The following is a 20631-nucleotide window of genomic DNA, read 5'->3' as shown; positions in this document are numbered from 1 at the left end:
TAATGGTCGCCAATATGATCAACTTGCTTTCGTAATTAATTGTTATTTGGGGAGGAAACGGCGCTATACCTATAGCGCCGTTTCTGTTGATTTAGTACACTGCAAAGTGTGATTCATTTCTCATTTTGCCTATGAAGTTATTACGCGCATTCTTAATTATCTTTGCTTTTACCTATCTGGGTAACTTTCTCGCCGATTGGCTCGCCTTGCCTTTTCCGGGCTCGATTGTCGGCATGCTCAGCCTCTTTGCCGCCATGGTTGTAAAAATGATTCCCTCAGAATGGGTGAGGCCGGGTAGTGACCTGATCATGAAACACATGGCGCTATTATTTGTGCCGATCAGTGTCGGTTTGATGGTACAAGGGGATATTATTCGCGAACATGGTCTGACATTGATTGTGAGTAACCTATTGAGTTCATTGGTGGTATTGATACTGATTGGCTGGCTTTGTGAGCGAGGTGTCAGATGATCTGGTTAGTTTTGACACTGGTTGTATTCTATTCATGCCGTTTTCTAGCGCAGCGCGTCAAGCACCCTCTCAGTAACCCATTACTGTTTAGTTTATTGGTGTTGATCCCGACATTGTTGCTGCTAGAAGTGCCTTATGAGACCTATTTTGAGGGTAATCAGGCGATCCACTTAATGCTACAACCTGCCGTCGTTGCACTTGCTTACCCCTTGTATGCCCAATTGCCAGCTATCAAAGCGCAATGGCGCTTGTTACTGAGTGCCTGTCTTGTCGGTAGTTTATTGGCGATGCTCAGTGGCGCGGGGGCTGCCTTACTGTTGGGGGCTGAGTTGGAATTGGTTGCGGCGGTGTTACCGAAATCGGTGACGACGCCGATAGCGATGTCAGTCACCGAAGGGTTAGGTGGAGAAACCACCATTTCAGCCTTGATGGTGCTGGTGGCCGGGCTATTCGGCGCCCTGTTTGGCTATCCCATTCTACGTATGATGGGCATTTCATCACCGATTGCGCGTGGATTGGCCATTGGTTCTGTGTCACATGCATTGGGTACTGCACGTGCCGTCGAAGAACATCACCAAGATGCCGCAATGAGTTCGATGGCCTTGGTACTATGTGGAGTGATCACGTCACTGCTCGCACCCTTGGTGTTTATGGTTTTTTCGTAACTATATGAATTAATGGTAGTTATGTGTCAGCCCTTTTTTTAAAGATGAAGACGGATTTTGACATTTTTTTGAAGCAGACTTTGGTTATTGCGTAAATTATTCGTTAGACTGATGTTTTTGGTACTCTGCAAGGAAGCGATGTGATGTTGAAGTTCGCTATCATCGGCACAAACTGGATAACGGAAAGGTATGTTCAGGCGGCATTGGCAACGGAACAGTGGCAATTGGCCGGGGTCTACTCGCGTTCAATGACCTCTGCTGAACGTTTTGCGAGTCAATTTGTGACGGAGCCTAATACCATCCAATGTTACGATCAGCTTGATGCATTGGCCAAAGCGACGACGATAGACGCTGTCTATATTGCGAGCCCTAACTCCCTTCACCATGATCAAGCCATGCAGATGATGGCCGCGGGTAAGCATGTCATTTGTGAAAAACCGCTTGGCTCAAATCGCCGCGAAGTCGAAGCCCTTTATGCGGCTGCGAAGCAATACAATGTGGTGTTGTTTGAGGCATTTAAGACTGATTACTTGCCAAACATGGCGATTCTCAAAGAGTGCTTGCCTAAGTTGGGGCCGATTCATAAAGCGGTCTTTAACTATTGTCAGTACTCTTCCCGCTATCAAAAATACCTCAATGGTGAGAACCCCAATACCTTTAATCCCGCTTTTTCCAATGGTTCATTGGTCGATATCGGCTTTTACTGTGTCGCAACGGCAGCCTCATTATTCTCAGCGCCGACGTCCGTCACCGCAACAGCGCGCTTATTGGACTCCGGTGTTGATGGTCATGGCACAGTGATGCTTCGCTATCTCGACTTTGATGTGGTTATTCAGCACTCTAAGGTCTCTGATTCCGGTCTTCACAGTGAGATTCAAGGCGAGGAAGGCACACTGATTATCGAGCAGATCTCCGAGTTGGATAAAATCTGGTGGAAACCGCGAGGCGAGCAAGCCCAACTGATTTCGGTTGATCAGTTTGAAAATTCCATGCAGTACGAAGCGGCATTTTTTGCTGAGCAAGTGTTGACGGGGATGGTCGATCGCGAAGCGGTGATGCGCTCGAAACTGACAAGTCGAATCCTCACAGAAGCACGCAGTCAGACGGGGGTCATTTTCCCTGCGGATGAAGTGGTGTAGATGCTGTAAAGCGACCTCTCTATGTATCTTGAGGTGGTTTGAGTCTAAGGCGTTAAGAAGGGGCAAAAAGCCCCTTTTTCTATGCGAGTGTCACTACGCTGTTTTGAATCGCTGTTTGTGCTTATACATGGCTTTGTCAGCTTCTTCTAGCATCGCTTCCAGTGACACATCTTCGTTGGGCTTGGCTGAAGCAATCCCCTCACTAAAGCAGAGATCGTAGCCACGATTAGCCTCTTTATTGAAACTTTTTACACTTTCTCTAAAGCGATTGAGTGCAACCTGAGCGACATTCCTAGACGCGCCCGACATGAAGATGACAAATTCATCGCCACCAATTCGGGCGAAAACATCCGATTCTCTGAAGCTGACGCGCATTAAGTTAGCGAAGGTTTGCAGGGCAAAATCGCCCTCTTGATGACCAAACTTGTCATTGATGGGTTTGAAGTCATTGATATCGAGAAAGGCCACTGAGAAAGGGTATTGAGCCACTTTGCAGTAAGTGATGCTTTTGCTCGCGAGTGCCATAAAGCCACGTCGGTTAGAAATCTGCGTTAACTCATCTAGTGCCGCATTTTTTGACGCTGCCAGCTCTCTCTCGGCCATTTTGGCGAGGTCAATGAGATCTTCAATCTCTTCACAGGAAAGGGTGTGAGGTTCGCTATCAATGATACACAGTGTACCCAGTTTTTCGCCATCTTCGTGAACAAGAGGAATACCCGCATAAAAGCGAATGTGAGGCGGACCTGTTACCAACGGGTTATCGGCGAAGCGTGAATCCTCTCGGGCATCTTCGATGATGAACGGTTTGTTATCTAAAATCGCATGGCCACAGAATGAGATGTCTCTAGGCGTCTCGGTGACGTCAAGCCCAAAGCAAGACTTGAACCATTGGCGGTTTTCATCGACCAAACTGACTAACGCGATCGGGACGTTAAACAAGCGCCTTGCTAATCGTGTAATGCGGTCATAGCGTTCTTCAGGCTCGGTATCTAGCACCTTGAGACCGCGTAGGCTTGCAAGTCGACTTTCTTCATTCTCTGGTTTATCAGGGATTTGCATGGAGGATACTCTGGTGCTTATTAAGAATAAGTATCAGTATAGCAGCGCTTTATTGGGTTGGATTGTTGCCGCTATCCTCAAACAATGCCCGCAAGCCTGATCAGCGTTCGTGTCTTATCATGGTGCTGGTAGGGGATGTTAATATGCAGGCTTGGGAGGAAAGCCTGCCGTCGAGACGATAACTTAGCGTTGTTATGCAGAAAAGCTAAGCGGGTGCATAAAGGGGGCGAGAGCCAAAATCAGCGCTTGGCGATAGGTGGATTCTCGTGTTGCTAGGCCATTGGTGAGTAGCCCCATTGCGCCTTCTTTGTGTTTGATGTTTTGCGTACCAAATTGGGCGTCGATTACATCACTGAGCTCATCTCCAGCGACGAGGCCATCATAGACGGCTTGAGGAAGGGGTAAGGCAGCACTGCGCCCTACTGACGTTCTTTGGTTATCCGCAATTGCCACATAAGCACAGGTGACAGGACCATCTTCCAGCACTTCTAACCCACCTTCAATCGCCGCATAAAAGTCAGCATGATGATGGTTGCGGCAAAAATGCATGCGGTTCAACGCGCCAGCGCGAGTTTCTGCGGCGGTCATGGGTTGATCGGGCACACCGGATGGCGCGTCGACGCCTTGGCACTCGATGTCCGCATCTGGGTAAACGGACTGCAGCGCATTCTTGACGGCGCTCACTTTGACGGGATTTTGCGAACCTACGATAACGGTGAGTATGTTGGACATGGTGTCGTATTCCTAAATAATTGCAGCGCATTCGAGTCCATGCGCTGCAAGTGAGAGTTGCGAATATCAGACGAGCACGGTGTCGCTGCTTTTCCCTTGCGCAAAATCGCTGACATTTTGTAGCGTTGTAGTCGCGATGTTGGCCAATGCATCTTCGGTTAAGAAGGCTTGGTGCCCAGTGAAGACAACATTATGGCAGGCGGAGAGGCGACGGAACGTATCATCGGTAATGACATCATTCGACTTGTCTTCGAAGAACAGCTCTTTCTCTTCCTCGTAAACATCAAGTCCTAGCGCACCAATGCGGCTCGCTTTCAGTGCTTCTATCGCGGCATCTGCATCGAGTAAACCGCCACGGCTAGTGTTGATGATCATGACGCCGTCGCGCATTTTACCAAAGGCATTTGCGTTGAGAAGATGGTAATTATCCGGTGTCATTGGGCAATGTAAAGTGATGACATCGGCTTTAGCGTAGATTTCGTCTAACGAGCTGTATCTTGCGCCCATTTCTAATGCCTGTGGGTTCTCAAATGGGTCAAAGCACAATACGTCCATACCGAGCCCTTTTAAGATCCGCATGGTGGCAATGCCTATCTTTCCTGTGCCGATAACACCGACGGTTTTGCCATAAAAGTTGAAGCCAACTAGACCGTCAAGGGAGAAGTTCGCATCACGAGTACGTTGATAAGCTTTATGAAAACGACGATTAAGCGTCATCATCAAGCCAACGGTATGCTCGGCGACAGCCTCTGGAGAATAGGCAGGTACGCGAGCGACGCGAATTCCCAGTTTTTGGGCAGCAACAAGGTCAACGCGATCATAGCCCGCGCAGCGCATCACAATTAACCGTGTTCCTTGAAGCGCGAGGCGGGTCAAGACGGGTTCGGAAAGATCATCGTTGACGAAGGCGCAGACCACCTCACAGCCATCGGCCATCTTTGCTGTTTTCGTCGATAGACGGAAATCATGGTAATGAAGCTGGTAGTTAAAATCTTGATTAACTTGGTTAAATGACGTTTCGTCGTAACCCTTTGCACTAAAAAAGGCAATGTTGAGCATGGGTTTCTCCTGTGGAGTTTTATTTTAAAATGACTTTGAGATGTATTTGTTGGATTGTTCTCTGTTTAACCGCTTTATACGTAGACTCATCAGGAGGAGGTGGCTTGAGTATAATTAATGCGACAAATCACATATCAAAGGCATTTTCTTTAGCCTATATTTACGCTGTTTAGCGTCACAAATAAACCACTTTATCAATAGGTGTTATTTAACTCGGTAGGTGTTGTTAATTATTTGTTCTATTTGTGGTTATTTTGAACGGGGTATTGTTGTTAATTTAGGATAATTACCGGGATAGATGAAAAATCATCCCAGTTAAAAAGTAAAAATGTTTATACTCAAGCCACCTCAAACTACTCAAAGAGACACGTTAATCGCGTCATAACCGACTGACTCTAATACGTGCAAGTAACTTCGCTTCTTGCCATTCTCTGGCGCTGAGCTGTTTTTTTGCGTTTTGTGGCCAAGGGTCACTGACATTGGCATCAATGATCTGCTGCCGTCCATTGTCAATTTGCCGATAGCGAATGGCGGTCAGTACCATAGCGTGACCAGAAGAGATGATCAGCACCGGCCGGTTCTTACTCAAATCTTCTGCCGCATTTAAGGGCGTATGCGCGAGGGGTTCACAATCTATCCTGAAGCGTTGTCCATTAGTATCGGTCCATTCACGATTGAAACTGCGCAATATTTCATTTTCGGCAAGCGGTTGTTGGTCTATTTTTCCCCACAGCTGTGCCGCTATTTCGGTTTGGGAAAGTTGTAAACCGTAATAGTGCAATATGGTTTCTAAGCTGGCAGCCCAACTCCATTGAATAAAAAAGGTGTGATGTTGAGGAGAAATATGTTTCGCAAATACCGGTGATAAAATGCCCGCTTCACAAAGCTGGACACCAAATTGGTCGTACTTCGAACATGCCATAAAAGCCTGAATTGGATTAGAAAAAATGAAACAGGTTGCGGCGTATGCAGATAACTTCAATAGCTGTCGTCTTTTCATTATTCGCCTCTCTGTACCACACCTACTGATCATCCTAGGTGAATGCGCCGATTCGGGGTGAAAAATAAGCGGTTTTGAAGGTGAATTTTTCAAGACGAAAGGGGTGGATTTTATAAGAGATTGTTATAATCTTGACGCGTGTCGCCCTATTCGAAAGAAATTTGATAAATAGCATGGTTTCTGCGAGGTAGAGGGCATAATGTATCGACGTTACAGTTTTAGAGTTAGAAAGGTTTCAAAATATGTCTGATGTACCAGAGTCCATAGCCAGCACCGCAGAGATCGTATCCCAACTTCCAGAAGAGACAACTTCAATCTGGGTGTGGGTGTTCGGCGTGATTGGTGTGCTGCTAGTTGGTGCTTTCATTGCTTACAAAGTGATGAACCGCCCTACCTTCGTGATTAACATGGTGCGCAAACGCACGATGAAATCGATTAAAGAGCAAGGTGGCGAAAATTCTGAGTTCGTTGCGGACATGGATCGCCTGCTAGATGCCGTGAAGTTTCATGCGGTAGAGAACAAGTTATCGGGTGGCGAAGCAATGAAACTGCTTCAACCTATGAGTGATAAAGATCGAGTGAAGAACTCAGGCGATGTCTATCGCACCATGATCTACATTGCGAAAGAAATTAAAGCGGATGATTTGGTCCGTGATTTGACCTCGAAGTCCAAACAGATGAAATCTGGCTCTGCGTTGATGGCAGGGTTGTTCAAACGTGCTGGTATCTAAGCGCCGCGCGATGTGAAAGAGAGAAAGCCCAGCCATTTGGCTGGGCTTTTTTTGCCGATTATTTGTCATTTGGCTAGGCAATGATGCTATCAGCAGGGACTTGCTGCTTAGAGAGGGACTTCATATCTTTCCAAAGCATAGGGGCAATGACGAGCGTCAGTGCGACATTTGAAAGCGGTACCGCGAGCCACACACCATCAATGCCGAACCATTGAGGTAGCGCGTACAAGAAAGGTATTTGAACAACCATATTGCCTGCCGCGATAACCAAGGCTTTGCCCCCTTTATCGACCGCCATGAAATAGATCGACGCAAGAAACAAGAAACCATCTAAAAAGATCGCGCTTAAGTGTAAGCGCATGCCGTGAGATGCGGCTTCGAGTAGTGCGCTGTCTCCTCGCGAGAATATGTTGATGATGGTGTCTGGGAACACATTTAGTACGGCTAAGGTGAGGAGACCTGCACCCAGAATGACTGAGAACGCGAGCTTGACCGTTTTCTCTATTTTCACGTACTCCTGTGCGCCCAAATAATAGCTGACAGGAGGTTGTAGGCCACCTGCAATGCCTTCTGCGGTCAAATAGTACATCGTCGCGATATAACCTATGATGGCAAAAGCACCCACATGGACCGCTGAACCATAGCTCATGAGTAAACTATTGTGAAAGGCGATGATAAAGCCAAAATAGATAAACATGAGTAGGCTAGAGGCACCAATCGTCACGATGCGCCACGCTTCTTTGATTGAGAAAGGTGCTTGGCGAAGTTTTAATGCTTGGCTTGCTACCAAAAAGTACCCCAATCCAAGGACGACCACGACAACTTGCGATATTAAGGTCGCGATGGCTGCCCCCTTCAGCCCCCACTGAAATACGCCTATAAACAGGTAATCTAAGACAATATTGAGTAAGGCGCTAATGACGGTTAAAGCGGTAGCGATTTTTGGGCTATCGTCATTTCTTACCAACGTGGGAAGCGCACAGGCTGCGATCGAAAACACGGCACCATAAGAAAACACACCAATATAGTCGAGCCCATAAGCTAATGGACGACCTTCACCATTCTGAAGGAGTAGAAAACGCTCACCCCCCATTTGCAAGATCGCCATACTTAACGCACCAAAGAGAATGATGAGCCAAATCGATGTCGATAAGGCGAGTTTTGCCTTATCGAGCGCTTTTTCGCCACGGGCAATCGAGATAAGGGTTCCCCCGCCCATGCCAATCATGATCCCGAAACCCATGATGGCACCGAGTGCAGGCCAAGCCATGTTGATGCCGGCAAGCCCTTCAAAACCAATGTAATGGCCGACGAAGATGCCATCGATGACTTGATAGAGACCGTTGACGATCATTGCTGCCAGTGAGGGGATCGCGAATCGCCAGAAGGTTTTTGCGATGGAGTCAGATTTGTTAACCGCGATGGTGTTGTCTTGCATGAATACACTCTTGACCAAGATTCGATGAATTGCGGGGGATTATATAACTCAAAGAGATGTATGAAAGTTGGTTACCATCCGGAAATCGGATACATTGGCGGGGTTGAGTGAGGAGATAAGTGCGATGAACTGGACATTAGATCAACTTCAATCATTTGTTACCGCGGCCAAGCTAGGTTCCTTTTCTGCCGCAGCACGGCACTTAGGTAAAGCACAATCACGGGTGAGTAGTGCGATTGCCAATCTTGAAGCCGATCTGGGCTTTGAGCTTTTTGACCGTCGCGCCAAGTTACCCGTGCTGACTGACTTAGGAAAAGAGATGCTGACGGATGCAACATCCGTGTTGGCGCAATGTGAGCGCTTGAATTCTCGAGCACTCACTGCTGCTCAGAGTGAGCAGATTTCTTTAGTACTGGCGGGTGATGAGGCCGTGCCGGTCGGCTCCTTTTATCAAGTCTTGGTTGCTCTTGAAGAGCAGTTTCCCGGTATTCGTATGACGTTTATTCACGGTTCACGTGACGATGTTCTTCAAGCGGTCATGGAAGGGCGAGCAGACTTTGGCTTAATGTTCCGACATGGTGATTTACCCGACAATCTGGATTTCCAGTCCGTAGGGCAGTTTGATCAACGATTAATCGTCTCGCCAACACACCCTTTAGCACAGTCTTCAGCGCCAACCGTTGCCGAACTGCAAGCCCATCGTCAGTTGGTCATTTGTGACCGAACAGGGGTGGGTCGCGATAAACCCCTCAGTGCGAACCATTGGCATATTGACAGTTATTTCTTCATTACTGAAATGGTGATTCGCAACTTGGGGTGGGCCTTGGTGCCATCACATGTCTCTGAGTCTGATTGGTTTAAAGACGAAGTGGTAGAGCTTTGTCCGCAGCATATTCAGCAAGCGCTCATCGTGGAAGTCGGGGTTGTGAAGCGGCGCGATGGTGCAACAAGCAAGGTGGCGCATTGGCTGACTGAAGAGTTCCGGCGCATGCTAGAAGCCAGTGATTTACGGTTTTCCTATATTACAAATGAGAGAAACTAGACGTTAACGCTTTGTTTTTATACAAACTGTCGCGCTGTGAGTGGACAAATACACTGCTGTGCCATCGCCAAACTGCTCAAAATTAGAGTAATAGCTCTTTCAAATTGCAAAATCAAAATCGCGATTATGTCCTCAATATTGAGACTGTTTCTTTAAGGGGCTGATTTTATTGGAAACGCAATAAAATTGCTCTTTTGGCATCCCGCTTGCTCTTTGATATGCAACTTTATCAAGGAGCCCGTTATGAAAAAGTCTACTTTCATCCTTGGCACGGTCGCATTAGCGGTAAGTCATACAGCAATAGCTGGTCCGTTCGATTCCTGCCCTAGCAAGGCCTTTCTTTTCCAAGGCGCGCCAGCTTCAGTGTATGGCGTCAATTTACTCTCAGGCAGCAGCAATGTTCTCGCCAGTGATCTCGGCACTAACAGTGGCGTGAATGCCGTAGGGTTTAACTTTACTGACCGCTATATGTATGCCTACGCAACCGATGATCTCCGTGTGGTGCGTCTAGGTGATGACTTTAAAGTGCAATACTTGAACGTGTCAGGATTGCCAGCCAACGATCATTTCTTCGTCGGGGATGTATATGAGCATCACTATTATCTCTACCGCAAGGGCATTGGCTTATACAAAATTCCGTTGGCACCGTTAGACAGTGATCCTGAAGCGCAACTCACTGCGCAACGCATTACCAGTAATGCTTCGGTACAGTTGACCGATTTTGCCATTAACCCGGTTGATAGCCAAATGTACGGTGTTGATAACAAAACAGGCATTTTGCACCAGTTTGATTTGACCACGGGTGAAGCAACCAGTGTGGGTGATACGGGTGTGACAGGCACTTTCGGTGCGGGCTATTTCGATGTGGACGGTAACTATTACATGTCGCGCAACAGTGATGGCTTTATTTTTCGTATCAACCTTGGTGCAGATCGTGACCCGAATGATGTGACTGCGGAGATGTTCGCAGCCGGCCCGTTTTCGACTAAAAATGATGGTGCACGCTGTGCTCAAGCACCAATCATTGACGAAGACTCTGGTTTTGACTTTGGTGATGCGCCGGACTCTTACTCGACAACGCTAAAATCCAATGGCCCTCGTCATGAAATTGATGACGCGATTTGGTTTGGTGTTGCAAAGCCTGATGGCGATTTAGGAACCACAGCGGCCGATAACACGGTGGATCCTGACAATCCCGACGCGCAATTAAAACTCGCGGATGACGATGTCGGTGAGAATGATGAAGGCGGTGCAGCGATTGTCAGTGCGATTGAACCGGGCCTCGATAGTATTATAAATATGTATGCCAATAGCACAGGCTACGTTGTTGCTTGGGTGGATTGGAACCAAGATGGTACTTTCAGCGAGTCTGAACAGGTGTTGTCAGATACGACGGTTTCAGCAGGCAATAATGTTCGCGTGATAGAGGTGCCGATTGATGCGGTAGCCGGGGACACTTGGGCACGTTTTCGTATCTCCAATCAAACAGGCCTCTCTTTTGACGGTGGTGCCAAATCCGGTGAAGTCGAAGATCAAGCGGTTGTGATTGATGATGTCGATACCACAAGACGCTATTTTCCGTCCGAGTCGAGTTTGGTGACACTCGCCTACGAAGATAACTGGCCGTTAGTGGATGACTTTGATCTCAATGATGTCGTGGTTCGTTATGGTGTGACTGAAACCCTTAAAGAAGGCATGGTCGCGAAGACCAAAGTCCATGGAGAGTTGGTGGCGGTGGGTGCCGATTATCACAATGGATTTGCGGTGCGGATTCCCGGCGTTGCGCCAGAGAATATTGATCTGACGCGTACACGCTTGATCATTGATGGCGTACAGCAGACGAGTGCGAACTTAGAGTCTGGTACCTCTGATGCGAGCTTCATTATTTTTGATAACACCAAGACGGCCGTGAATAGCGAGTGTCAGTTCTTCAAAACGCAAGCAAATTGCAATAAGGGCAGCAAGGTCCCATTTGAACTCCATGTCAGCTTTAACAATCCGGTCGATACAGGGACGATTGGTGATATGCCTTATGACCCCTTTATTTTTGCAACGGAAAATCGCTATCACGGCAGCATCTTTAGTGAGCTACCTGGACGCTCGATGGAAGTGCACCTGCCCAATAAAGCACCGACGGAAAAATTCAATACGAGTTACTTTCAGCAAGGGGACGACAGCAGTGACGCCAGTGCTGGTCGTTATTTCTTAACAGCCAACAATCTGCCATGGGCCATCATGGTGTATGACGAATGGCAGTGGCCGCAAGAGCGCGTCGATTTGCTGCAAGCGTATCCAGATTTCGAACAGTACTGTGAGTCGGGCAATAAAGAAAACCTCGATTGGTACATGAACTTCACCAACGGCAAAATTTTTGTAGAGTAAGGAGCCCGTCATGAATATTCAATTACTAGTAAGTACTGCGATGATGTTTACTCTCGTTGGATGTGGTGGTGGAGGCGGCGGTGGCGGTGATATTGGTACCTCTCCGGTTGCACCAGCCCCCGTGGCACCAACGCCATCGGCAGAGGTTATTCAAACACGCGATTTGATCGCACCGGAAGGCACTGACTATGACCCGATCGCCATGTCTACTTTAACGGTTGATATCTCTGCGACCACGACTGAGCGCGCTTACCTGACGGTGTATGAAGCCTACACGGAGGCAGAGAATGGAGACCTTGTCCCTCATTACAACTCAAAGATTGCATCGACGGCATTGAATGAGGGTAAAGCAGAGATCGCGTTAGCATTGTGCGAGGTAGAGATGCGCTACTTAGCTGAAATCTGGTTTTACGATGGCAGTTTGCCGCAACAGGTGGTGTTAAACAGTGCCGATGGCCAATGGGTTATCAATTAAACTTTGCCGAATAACGGGCGGCAAGGGGGAGGAGGCAGCCAAGTGCTGCCTTTTCTTTTGATTGGCGCGGCGTAAACGTAACAGTTTGCATAATGAAAGGGCGCAGAATGGCGGGAATGAACTAGGCTATAAAGTAAGTAGAATCAAGCAGGTATGGATAAAATGCTTAACAGTGCCTTCTCAACATTGAAACAGCAACGCTTCCCGCTTCAGATACATATCGCCACAATCATGATTCTGGTTTTGTGCCTGTCTGGCCTTTCAGTTGCGACTTTCAATTATGTTAAAACCAGCCGAATTGTCGAAAGTAATCAACATGTTTTGTTCGAAACGGTGACTGAAAAAATACAGGTTGAAACACAAGCGTTGTTGAATGGCGCGCTTTCTGCCACCGCTGCGCTGGGGGCATTTGCGCCTTCTATTGAAGAGATCATGCGTCAAGAGCATCGTTGGCTGACCTATTTTCAAGCGGTGCTTGAAAAGCACGATGCCTTGACCGCCATGTATATGGGTGATGGAGCGGGGAACTTCTACCTAGTGCGCGCCTTAAATGACGATGAAGAGCGAGCGCAAGTTGCTGCGCCACCAGAAGCCGCGTTGATGGTTAACACGGTGAATCAAGGGACGGGTGAAATACGCTTTTTTTCCAAGGTGCGCGAGCAGCTCGCGACACCACCTCGTCCGTACCCTTATGATCCCCGCGAACGCACATGGTATCGCATGGCTCGGAGCGAGCAAGGGGTGATTGTGACCCCGCCGTATCGTTTTTTTACCGGCAAAGATATCGGTTTTACCCTCGCCCAAACCAGTGTAGATAAACATCAGGTTGTCGGGGTTGATATCGCCTTATCGCGATTGTCTGCGCAACTCGAGGGGCAGGTGTTTTCGCCAAATACCGAAGTCTTACTCTTTGGCCCGAGACAGTATCTGTTAGCACACAGTGATCCACAGATGCTATTGAATGAAGCAGGCGATGGCCTGCAACGTCTTAGTGAAAGTTCTCACCCTGTCATTCGAGACCTTGCTGGCGTAACCGAAGAAGGGGTACGTCATGTGCAGCAAGAGGGAGTGAGTTGGCGTACCGATCTCAAAACGTTGCATTTGGGGATTGCGGATGTATCGCTAGCGATTGTGACGCCGACCGACGAACTATTAAGTGAGGCAAAAGCAAGCCGCGACGCGACAATTCTTATCTCATTTTTCATTATTGTGTTGTCGATTCCTGTCGCCCTATGGGTTTCTGGCTTTATCTCTCGGCCATTGAACGCGCTTAAACGTCAAAGTGAGGCCATCATGGGTTTTGATTTTGATCGCGCGTCTCGGGTGAATTCCAATGTGCTTGAAGTGTACCAGCTAAGTCATACCACCCATCAGTTGCAGCAAACCATTGAGCAGTTTGCCAACGTTTCCGCGATGGTTGGGAAAGAAGACAACTTCCAGCGATTGATTGGCTTGTATCTAGAAGAGCTTATTTTGATTTCCAAAAAGCCAGCCGCGGCAATCTATCTCAAAGAAGACGATAAAATGACTGTCGTTGCCTCGCGAGGGTCGTGGTTAAAGATGCCGGCTTGCATTGATGATGTCGAACACCCCTTGCAGGCTGCATTGGCATCACTGACGCGTGTTGCGCAAGGTCCATTTACGGTTGAGGGAGAATCGTACTCTTATCTTGCTTGCCCATTGATGAATAAAGAAGGGGAGAGAGTGGGATTGATGGTGTTCCACGATGCTTCCGGTGTCGAAGTTAATCCACAGCAATTATCCTTTTTGGAAGCGCTCAGCGGTGTCATTACCGTCGCGATCGAAAACCGCCAGTTAGTAGAACACCAAAAGGCATTGATGCATGCCTTTATTCGCTTGATAGCGAAGGCGATCGATGCCAAGTCACCCTACACGGGTAAGCATTGTGAACGTGTACCGGCATTAACAAAAATGTTGGCGCAATCAGCACAGCGTCAACGAGGCGGCAAGTTTGAAGACTTTAATCTCAATGAAACACAGTGGGAAGAGCTCTTTGTCGCATCTTGGCTTCACGATTGCGGAAAAGTGACTACCCCCGAGTACATAGTGGATAAAGCAACAAAGTTAGAAACGATTTATGACCGGATTCATGAGATCAGGATGCGGTTTGAAGTCTTAAAACGTGATGCGGAAGTCGCCTATTGGCAGGCATTAGCTAACGGTAAACCTGTGAGTTATCTTGATTTGAAGCAGCGATGGGCTGAGTATGATGAGCAGTTTGCCTTCGTGGCTAAATGCAATGTCGGTGGCGAGTTTATGTCTGACGCAGACATCGCGAGATTGGAGGATATCGGTAAACAAACATGGACAAGAACCCTGAATGACCGATTGGGTGTCGGGCACCTTGCATTGCAGCGTTACACTGCACCGGCACCAGAGCTCCCTACCCAAGAGCCTCTACTCGCGAACAAACCGGAGCACTGTATCACGCATAATAGCGAGGTTGACCAATCGCGCTACGCACGCTTCAATTTAACTCCCCTAGCGTTAATGCAAAATAGTGGCGAGCTCTATAACTTGAGTATTCGGCGTGGCACCTTGAATAACGAAGAGCGGCATAAAATAAATGACCACATTGTTCAAACGATTCTTATGCTTGAAGAACTCCCTTTCCCTCCCCATCTTGCGGCAGTACCAGACATTGCCGGAGGGCATCATGAAAAGATGGATGGCACTGGGTACCCAAGAGGGCTGAGGGGCGAGCAAATGTCATTAACGGCGCGCATGATGGCAATCGCCGATGTGTTTGAAGCGTTGACTGCGTCAGATCGCCCCTATAAGAAAGGGAAAACACTGACTGAGGCGTTACGCATTATGTACTTCATGGTCGAAGAAGAGCACCTTGATAAAGATCTGTTTAGGTTATTTTTGGAAGAAGGTATTTATCAGCAGTATGCAGAGCAATATATGAAGAAATCGCAAATCGATACGGTAGATATTACTGAGTTCTTGCCATCCACCACACAGCCTGCAGCGACGATATAGCAGAGGATTGAAAGGGCGAGAGGGACTCGCCCTTTTTGCACTTTACTGTTCGAACTGATGAATAAGCCGAGAGAGACTTTGCAGCCGTTGCACCAAATGTTCCGTGTTGTTGACAGAAATTTCTGAGAGTTCAACCGTGTTGTCTGTTGTGGCTTTAACGCCATGGAGGTTTTCGGCGATTTCTTGAGTGACAGCGGATTGCTGTAACATCGCAACGGAGATTTGTCCGCTTCGCTCGGTAATTTGCGCCATGTTGGTGACAATCTCTTCGAAAGATTGCGCACTCTGAGTGGCATTGGTGCGGCAGGTTTCAGAGAGTGTTTGTCCTTTCTGCATGATCTCAGTCGCTTGTGTTGTTGTGGCTTGCAAGTTGGAAATCATGGTTTGAATGTCTGTGACAGAGAGTCGCGTTTTTTCCGAGAGATTGCGAACTTCATCGGCGACAACGGCAAAACCACGCCCAGCGTTGCCAGCGCGGGCTGCTTCTATCGCGGCGTTGAGTGCCAACAAGTTTGTTTGTTCCGCTATCCCAGTGATGATCTCCAAAATACCATCGATAGTTTGTGTTTCCTGTAACAGCTGCTCGATGATGTGCTGTGACTGATCAAGGTTTTCGCTGAGATGACCAATCGCACTTTCTGTTGAATGCATGACCTCAAGTCCACGCGTCGCCGTATCATGTGTTTGCGAGGCTTTTTCCGCCGCGGATTCCGCATTGGTTGCCACATCGTTGATCGAGCTAGACAACTCTTCAGTTGCAGCGGCAATGGTCTGAGTATCATCGCTTTGCTTCGCGAGGTTGTGCTGCGTTGATTCGCAGTTGGCTTGTTCTTCTTCCGCTGAGCGAAGAATTTGATCAGTCGTTTCGGATGCACGAGCAGCCACAGCGCGGAGTTCCGCTTTCTTCATCATTAGCGCAAGTTCGATGGCTGAATGGTCGTCAAAATAGCCAGTGTAAGGCTGCTCCATCAGTGGGTTGTGATAAGCCTGTCTAGCTTGCTCAACTAGTGTTTGGTGGCGTTGATGATAAAAGACTAAACCGACACCAATGCCGATGGTCACCAATGCTTGTAAGCCGATAAACGTGCTGAGCAGACTGTCTGAGCCGATAGTCATGCCGAGTAACAATAAGCTTTGAATGAGTAGCAGTGCACCCGCCACTTTGAGCCAAGACATACGCCATTGACGTGGTGAGACATTTTTCTGCAGCCCTTTATAGAGAGTATCAGCGCGCGCTATCTGGTCGTCGTTAGGAAGGTGTCGCACTGACTGATATTCGTGTATCTCGCCTTGAGCGTTATGTATGGGCGTCACGAATGCCGAAACCCAGTAGTGCTGGCTATCCTTACATTGATTCTTAACCAGACCCATCCAACTGTTCCCATTTTGAATGTAAGACCACATCTGTTTGAATGCAGCCTTGGGCATATCCTGATGGCGAATCATGTTATGTGGCTGATCGAGCAACGACTGTTTTTCATATCCCGCCACTTGGCAAAAGTGATCGTTGCAATAAGTGATATGACTTTCTGGGGTTGTTGTGGAGATCAAGTTGATATTGGAGGCGTACGTCTTTCGATTACCGCTCATGTCTCATTTCCCTACCGATAGCTGACTGGTGGTGATGTGCACCCAATTAATATTGATATTTGCAGGGCGCATAAATAACTGACTGAAAATCCGGCACTAATCCGTATTTGTCGTGCATAACTAAATTCTTATGGATCTGGCTATGAGTCTTATTGATATAAGTCATGGCAGGTGATGATTTAATCAGTTGGTTGATGTGTTGCCTATGTGATCTTGGTTCAATAGTGTCTTGTTTGTGAGAATGGTTGCATATTTGGTACTGGAGACTGAATAGTCCTTGAAATTGTGTTGTTCAAATTTATTGAATTAAATAATAAAAATTATTGGATATGTGAAGTAAATGAAGTGCATAGGATTAATTTAACTGATTTAGATGTGTTCAATAAATTTGAACTAGTAAATGTTGTGCATCCATTACTGTGAGGATCGAATTATCAGTCTTATCACTGAAAAAACGCGCACGAGTAGTTACTGAAAGTCACCAAAACACGGCCGCGATCACCTTGGTGTTTGAGTTACATTAACCGTTTTGGCGGCGCAGTGAGCGCCGCCTTTTTTCTACTGTGCAGTAATAGTCGCCGTATGCTGCCGCTTACGGTAAAGTAGCGCCAGTTTAGAATAGGTAATGATAGGAACACAGTGATGCGATCTTTTGTTTTACGCGCGCGCGCGGCATCGACCGATAGTCAGCAGATGCTGGCTGGAGTGGGGGAGGATGCGCACAGTGAGATAATGGCGCACACGCTGATGAACGCGATGTTCGTCGCTCAATCTCATCGTGAAGATGTGATGGTGTATGTGGTGCTTGAGAGCACGAAAGATTTCTCGCGAACAGTGACGTTTGACGTAAACCGCCTTACGGAACTCGGTGGGTTTCATGAGCAAGCGTTACTTAAAAAAGTGGCCTCTGCCCTTGATAAGTCAGTGGGTATGAGTAAAGAGCAGTGTCGAGACGTTGAGCCTGGCTTAACGGTGCGAACGATCAGCTTTGAAAAGCTTGTCGCAGAGCTGTCAGAGGACCATCAACTCTACATGATGGATAAAAAAGGCGAGCCTATGCGTGACGCAGAGATTGCTGCAAATCCTTGCTTCCTATTAACTGACCATATTCCCATGCCGAAGAAATCGTTTAATAGCTTAAAGCGTTTAGGTACAGAAAAGATCAGTTTGGGTCCTAAGATGCTATTTGCCTCGCAATGTGTCACATTGATCCACAATGAGTTGGATATGCGCGGATGGTAAAACCATAGGCGGTGCGACTGCGGCGTGGGGGTGACCTTACGTCGCGATTATGATGCAGACACGGGTTTGAGTGAACTGGCTGTTAAAGAATAAAAAGCACCGCGATTTGCGGTGCTTCTTGCATGTGTGCTGTCTAACGTCGAGTTAGATCGCTTCGTTCTCGAAGAGCATCTTACGGTAGAGCTTGGTAAAGCCTTTCGCTGAGAACAGGGTACGGAAGCTGTCATCGTGTGACTTAATTTCGACGACATTTTTCTTAATGAACTGATCAATAAGATGCTTTCTACCTGCTTCAGATGATGGGAAGAAGTAACGACGGATATCATCGCAATACTGTGACATCTTGACGAGTTGGCCATTGATCAGTAATGGGTTGTGCTCGTAGACATCACCATCTTCGGTGAGGCAGTCTTCGTCGTCAAAGAAGAGATAAACAGAGACCTCATCGCCCTCCGAGATTGACAAAAGTGCATAAAGTGATTCATGCAGTGCTTCTTGTACTAAGTACTCATCACCATTTGAAAGGTACCAAGCCTCTGTTTCTTCTGCTGCGAAGGCAGGGAAAGCAAAGGCCAAGGCAACCAGAGCGGATTTCAAAAAGTTTTTCATAGCGTAGCCTTGTTGTATGTTTAGATTGATACGTTATGTGAATATGTACGCGAAATCAATGTTCTGCGAGTTACTTGCTGACTAGTTGTGAAATATGTATTGCTCATAAACAGTTTTAGCGCAAAAGATGGCCATTCAGTATGAATTATGTCTCATCCCGTTAGCTTGGTAGCATTTTGTAGCGCGTGGATTAAGGAAAATGAGCGTGGGTTCAAATTGATCATCGCGATTTGATGCAAGCGCGTGTGGAAGTCCTTGGCCTTTGTTCTTTGCAAATGTGCCCTTGAGCTCGCTAACAATGCTTCCTAAGCTTATTAATATGAAAGCAATTTAGTTTAAACAGAGTGAACGGCGTAATTAGCCCGCTGAGTAAAGGAAAATGATGCTGAATGAAACTTGGATGTTTGGTTTGAGCTGTGAACCCGTTTAACACTCGAGGGGACGATCATGGACATCGAGCTGTTACTAGACAAAAGGTACCTCTCCAAGCATGACTTTTGCTGTGACTTGATCGACTTCCTTGTGGACGCATCCCACTCCGAGCTGGGTTATATCTATTACTTCGATCAGGTAACCCAAGTATTGGAGCCTAATGTCTGGTCGAAACGCGTCATAGAGCATTGCCCGACAATTTATGAACACGCGAAAGTGCTAGGGGAAGTGGGACACTGGGGAGATTGTATCCGTGAGCAAAAACCTGTCATTCACAATGATTATCAACGGTTAAAATGTGAGAAAGGGCCTTTACCTCAGGGGGCTCCAAAGTTGTACCGACATTTTAATCTGCCTGTCAAAATGGGAAACGTTGTGCGCGCCGTGGTCGGTTTTGGTAATGCTGATTCCAATTACAGTGAACGCCAAGTTGAAGTGCTGTATGACATGGTCAGTACTCTCTGGCCAGCGGTACAAGCCAAAATCGATACGATTGAAAGTGCTTACAATGACCAGATATTCACGTTTAGTTCTAACTCGCCGCACGATATTCTTCTCAACATGCTCGGCGCGATTTCTCGTGCATTAGAAATGAGGGATGAGTACACCTCGTCTCACCAACGTAATGTGGCACATATTTGTGAGCAGATAGCGTTGCAATTAAAACTTACCGAGAACATGCGTGTGGGACTCGTCGTAGGAGCGCTTGTTCATGATATTGGTAAATTGGTCATACCATCTCAAATCTTGAATAAGATAGGGAAGTTACTACCCGCAGAATATGAGTTGCTTAAATGTCATGCTGAAATGGGGGCAAGTATATTTAAAGATGTGAATTTCCCTTGGCCAATTATTCAAATGGTAGAGCAGCACCACGAGCGCTTCGACGGTTCGGGGTATCCGCATGGTTTGAAAGGGGCGGATATTTTGCTGGAAGCGCGGATCATCGCGGTTGCAGACACTTTCGATGCAATGGCCAGCGATAGGCCATACCGAAAATCGTTAGGAAAAGTGGAAGCGCTTAATGTGATTAAAGCTGGGCGAAATCGTCTCTATGATCCGTATGTCGTTGACGCTTTTTTGCAGTGTGTCAGTAAAGATATGAGCTTTGAAGGACGTTATCGCTAGGCCAATATACAGGCTTGCGCGACTCTCACATTTCCCTAGACTCGATGGTCACTCGTGAAGGTGATGGCCTTTACGCGTCAGGAAGAAAGCGATGAGGGTATCTACCATCATCTGGTGTGTTTGCGACGATTAGCATTACAAAAATCACATGAGACCTTGCCTGTAGAAGGCGGTCTCATGTGATGTTAAAACCCTATTCTCGCCAGAAAGGTTTGCGTGTTTCATCTAGAATCGTTTTGTTATCGTAACCAATGTCGTCACGTAGGTGTTGAGGTAGATCGGCAAGGTGTCGACGAGAACGATAGTTATGACGCCATTGGCGCACTTGGGTTAACGCGCTCTTAACTATAAGGCGAAAAGCTTGGCGAAGTGTCTGTTTGCTACGTTGCGTATTTATCAGCGTTTCATGGGATAGATTCATCACTTTACTCC

The 20631-nt window shown here is 47.3% G+C and carries 18 protein-coding genes; 10 read left to right on the top strand and 8 right to left on the bottom strand.

The genetic code is table 11. The features are described 5' to 3' along the window. Window positions 1–131 precede the first annotated feature (131 nt). The 3 genes from TSUB_RS24000 (at window position 132) to TSUB_RS23990 (ending at window position 2274) form a co-directional block, all read left to right on the top strand. Window positions 132–470 carry a CidA/LrgA family protein gene (locus TSUB_RS24000; protein WP_087022360.1) on the top strand — a complete coding sequence of 113 codons (339 nt, stop codon included), beginning with the start codon at window positions 132–134 and terminating at the stop codon, window positions 468–470. Further along, a complete protein-coding gene (locus tag TSUB_RS23995) occupies window positions 467–1135 on the top strand; it encodes a CidB/LrgB family autolysis modulator (RefSeq protein ID WP_087022357.1) in 669 nt (222 codons plus the stop codon). The genes TSUB_RS24000 and TSUB_RS23995 overlap by 4 nt, the downstream gene beginning before the upstream one ends. A gap of 143 nt (window positions 1136–1278) precedes the next feature. After that, a complete protein-coding gene (locus TSUB_RS23990) occupies window positions 1279–2274 on the top strand; it encodes a Gfo/Idh/MocA family protein (protein ID WP_087022354.1) in 996 nt (331 codons plus the stop codon). Between the two features lie 93 nt (window positions 2275–2367). On the opposite strand, the gene TSUB_RS23985 is transcribed toward TSUB_RS23990, so the two are convergent. The 4 genes from TSUB_RS23985 to TSUB_RS23970 all read right to left on the bottom strand — a co-directional run bounded on the left by TSUB_RS23985 (window position 2368) and on the right by TSUB_RS23970 (window position 6124). Beyond that, complete coding sequence (locus TSUB_RS23985) at window positions 2368–3333, bottom strand: GGDEF domain-containing protein (RefSeq protein WP_087022352.1); 966 nt, start codon at window positions 3331–3333, stop codon at window positions 2368–2370. A 192-nt stretch (window positions 3334–3525) separates the two neighbouring features. Then, window positions 3526–4065 (bottom strand): inosine/xanthosine triphosphatase, encoded by a 540-nt coding sequence (gene yjjX / locus TSUB_RS23980; RefSeq protein ID WP_087022349.1) that lies wholly within the window; start codon window positions 4063–4065, stop codon window positions 3526–3528. A 66-nt stretch (window positions 4066–4131) separates the two neighbouring features. Beyond that, entirely contained in the window at window positions 4132–5124 is a 993-nt protein-coding gene (locus TSUB_RS23975; protein ID WP_087022346.1) for a 2-hydroxyacid dehydrogenase, read from the bottom strand. Window positions 5125–5503: 379 nt separating this feature from the next. After that, a complete protein-coding gene (locus TSUB_RS23970) occupies window positions 5504–6124 on the bottom strand; it encodes a papain-like cysteine protease family protein (RefSeq protein ID WP_087022343.1) in 621 nt (206 codons plus the stop codon). Between the two features lie 242 nt (window positions 6125–6366). On the opposite strand from TSUB_RS23970, the gene TSUB_RS23965 reads away from it, so the two are divergent. Then, window positions 6367–6855 (top strand): hypothetical protein, encoded by a 489-nt coding sequence (locus TSUB_RS23965; protein WP_087022340.1) that lies wholly within the window; start codon window positions 6367–6369, stop codon window positions 6853–6855. 73 nt (window positions 6856–6928) lie between these two features. Here TSUB_RS23965 and TSUB_RS23960 read toward each other — a convergent pair whose 3' ends face one another. Next, window positions 6929–8293, bottom strand: a complete 1365-nt coding sequence (locus TSUB_RS23960; RefSeq protein WP_087022337.1) for an MATE family efflux transporter — start codon at window positions 8291–8293, stop codon at window positions 6929–6931. Window positions 8294–8417: 124 nt separating this feature from the next. Between TSUB_RS23960 and TSUB_RS23955 the strand changes: the two genes are divergently transcribed. The 4 genes from TSUB_RS23955 to TSUB_RS25230 all read left to right on the top strand — a co-directional run bounded on the left by TSUB_RS23955 (window position 8418) and on the right by TSUB_RS25230 (window position 15198). Next, window positions 8418–9335: a LysR family transcriptional regulator gene (locus TSUB_RS23955; protein WP_087022334.1), complete on the top strand. Its 918-nt coding sequence runs from the start codon at window positions 8418–8420 to the stop codon at window positions 9333–9335. Window positions 9336–9578: 243 nt separating this feature from the next. Then, on the top strand, window positions 9579–11717 hold the full coding sequence (locus TSUB_RS23950) for an LruC domain-containing protein (protein WP_087022331.1): 2139 nt from the start codon (window positions 9579–9581) through the stop codon (window positions 11715–11717). A 10-nt stretch (window positions 11718–11727) separates the two neighbouring features. Next, the gene (locus TSUB_RS23945) at window positions 11728–12192 is read left to right on the top strand and encodes a hypothetical protein (RefSeq protein WP_087022328.1); all 465 of its coding nucleotides are present in this window, start codon (window positions 11728–11730) and stop codon (window positions 12190–12192) included. Window positions 12193–12345: 153 nt separating this feature from the next. Further along, a complete protein-coding gene (locus TSUB_RS25230) occupies window positions 12346–15198 on the top strand; it encodes an HD domain-containing phosphohydrolase (RefSeq protein ID WP_087022325.1) in 2853 nt (950 codons plus the stop codon). A 42-nt stretch (window positions 15199–15240) separates the two neighbouring features. Here the strand turns inward: TSUB_RS25230 and TSUB_RS23935 are convergent, their stop codons facing one another. Beyond that, on the bottom strand, window positions 15241–16788 hold the full coding sequence (locus TSUB_RS23935; protein WP_087022322.1) for a methyl-accepting chemotaxis protein: 1548 nt from the start codon (window positions 16786–16788) through the stop codon (window positions 15241–15243). A gap of 642 nt (window positions 16789–17430) precedes the next feature. On the opposite strand from TSUB_RS23935, the gene trmY reads away from it, so the two are divergent. Next, complete coding sequence (gene trmY / locus TSUB_RS23930; RefSeq protein WP_087025830.1) at window positions 17431–18030, top strand: tRNA (pseudouridine(54)-N(1))-methyltransferase TrmY; 600 nt, start codon at window positions 17431–17433, stop codon at window positions 18028–18030. Window positions 18031–18174: 144 nt separating this feature from the next. Here the strand turns inward: trmY and TSUB_RS23925 are convergent, their stop codons facing one another. After that, a complete protein-coding gene (locus TSUB_RS23925; RefSeq protein WP_087025827.1) occupies window positions 18175–18639 on the bottom strand; it encodes a hypothetical protein in 465 nt (154 codons plus the stop codon). Window positions 18640–19086: 447 nt separating this feature from the next. Between TSUB_RS23925 and TSUB_RS23920 the strand changes: the two genes are divergently transcribed. Then, window positions 19087–20199, top strand: a complete 1113-nt coding sequence (locus TSUB_RS23920) for an HD domain-containing phosphohydrolase (RefSeq protein WP_087025824.1) — start codon at window positions 19087–19089, stop codon at window positions 20197–20199. 193 nt (window positions 20200–20392) lie between these two features. Here TSUB_RS23920 and TSUB_RS23915 read toward each other — a convergent pair whose 3' ends face one another. Continuing rightward, window positions 20393–20620, bottom strand: a complete 228-nt coding sequence (locus TSUB_RS23915) for a DUF1127 domain-containing protein (protein ID WP_087025821.1) — start codon at window positions 20618–20620, stop codon at window positions 20393–20395. Between the last annotated feature and the right edge of the window lie 11 nt (window positions 20621–20631).

It is taken from the genome of Thaumasiovibrio subtropicus (genome assembly GCF_019703835.1).
In the GTDB taxonomy this organism is placed as follows: domain Bacteria; phylum Pseudomonadota; class Gammaproteobacteria; order Enterobacterales; family Vibrionaceae; genus Thaumasiovibrio; species Thaumasiovibrio subtropicus.
This window is presented reverse-complemented; position numbering and strand designations above follow the sequence as displayed.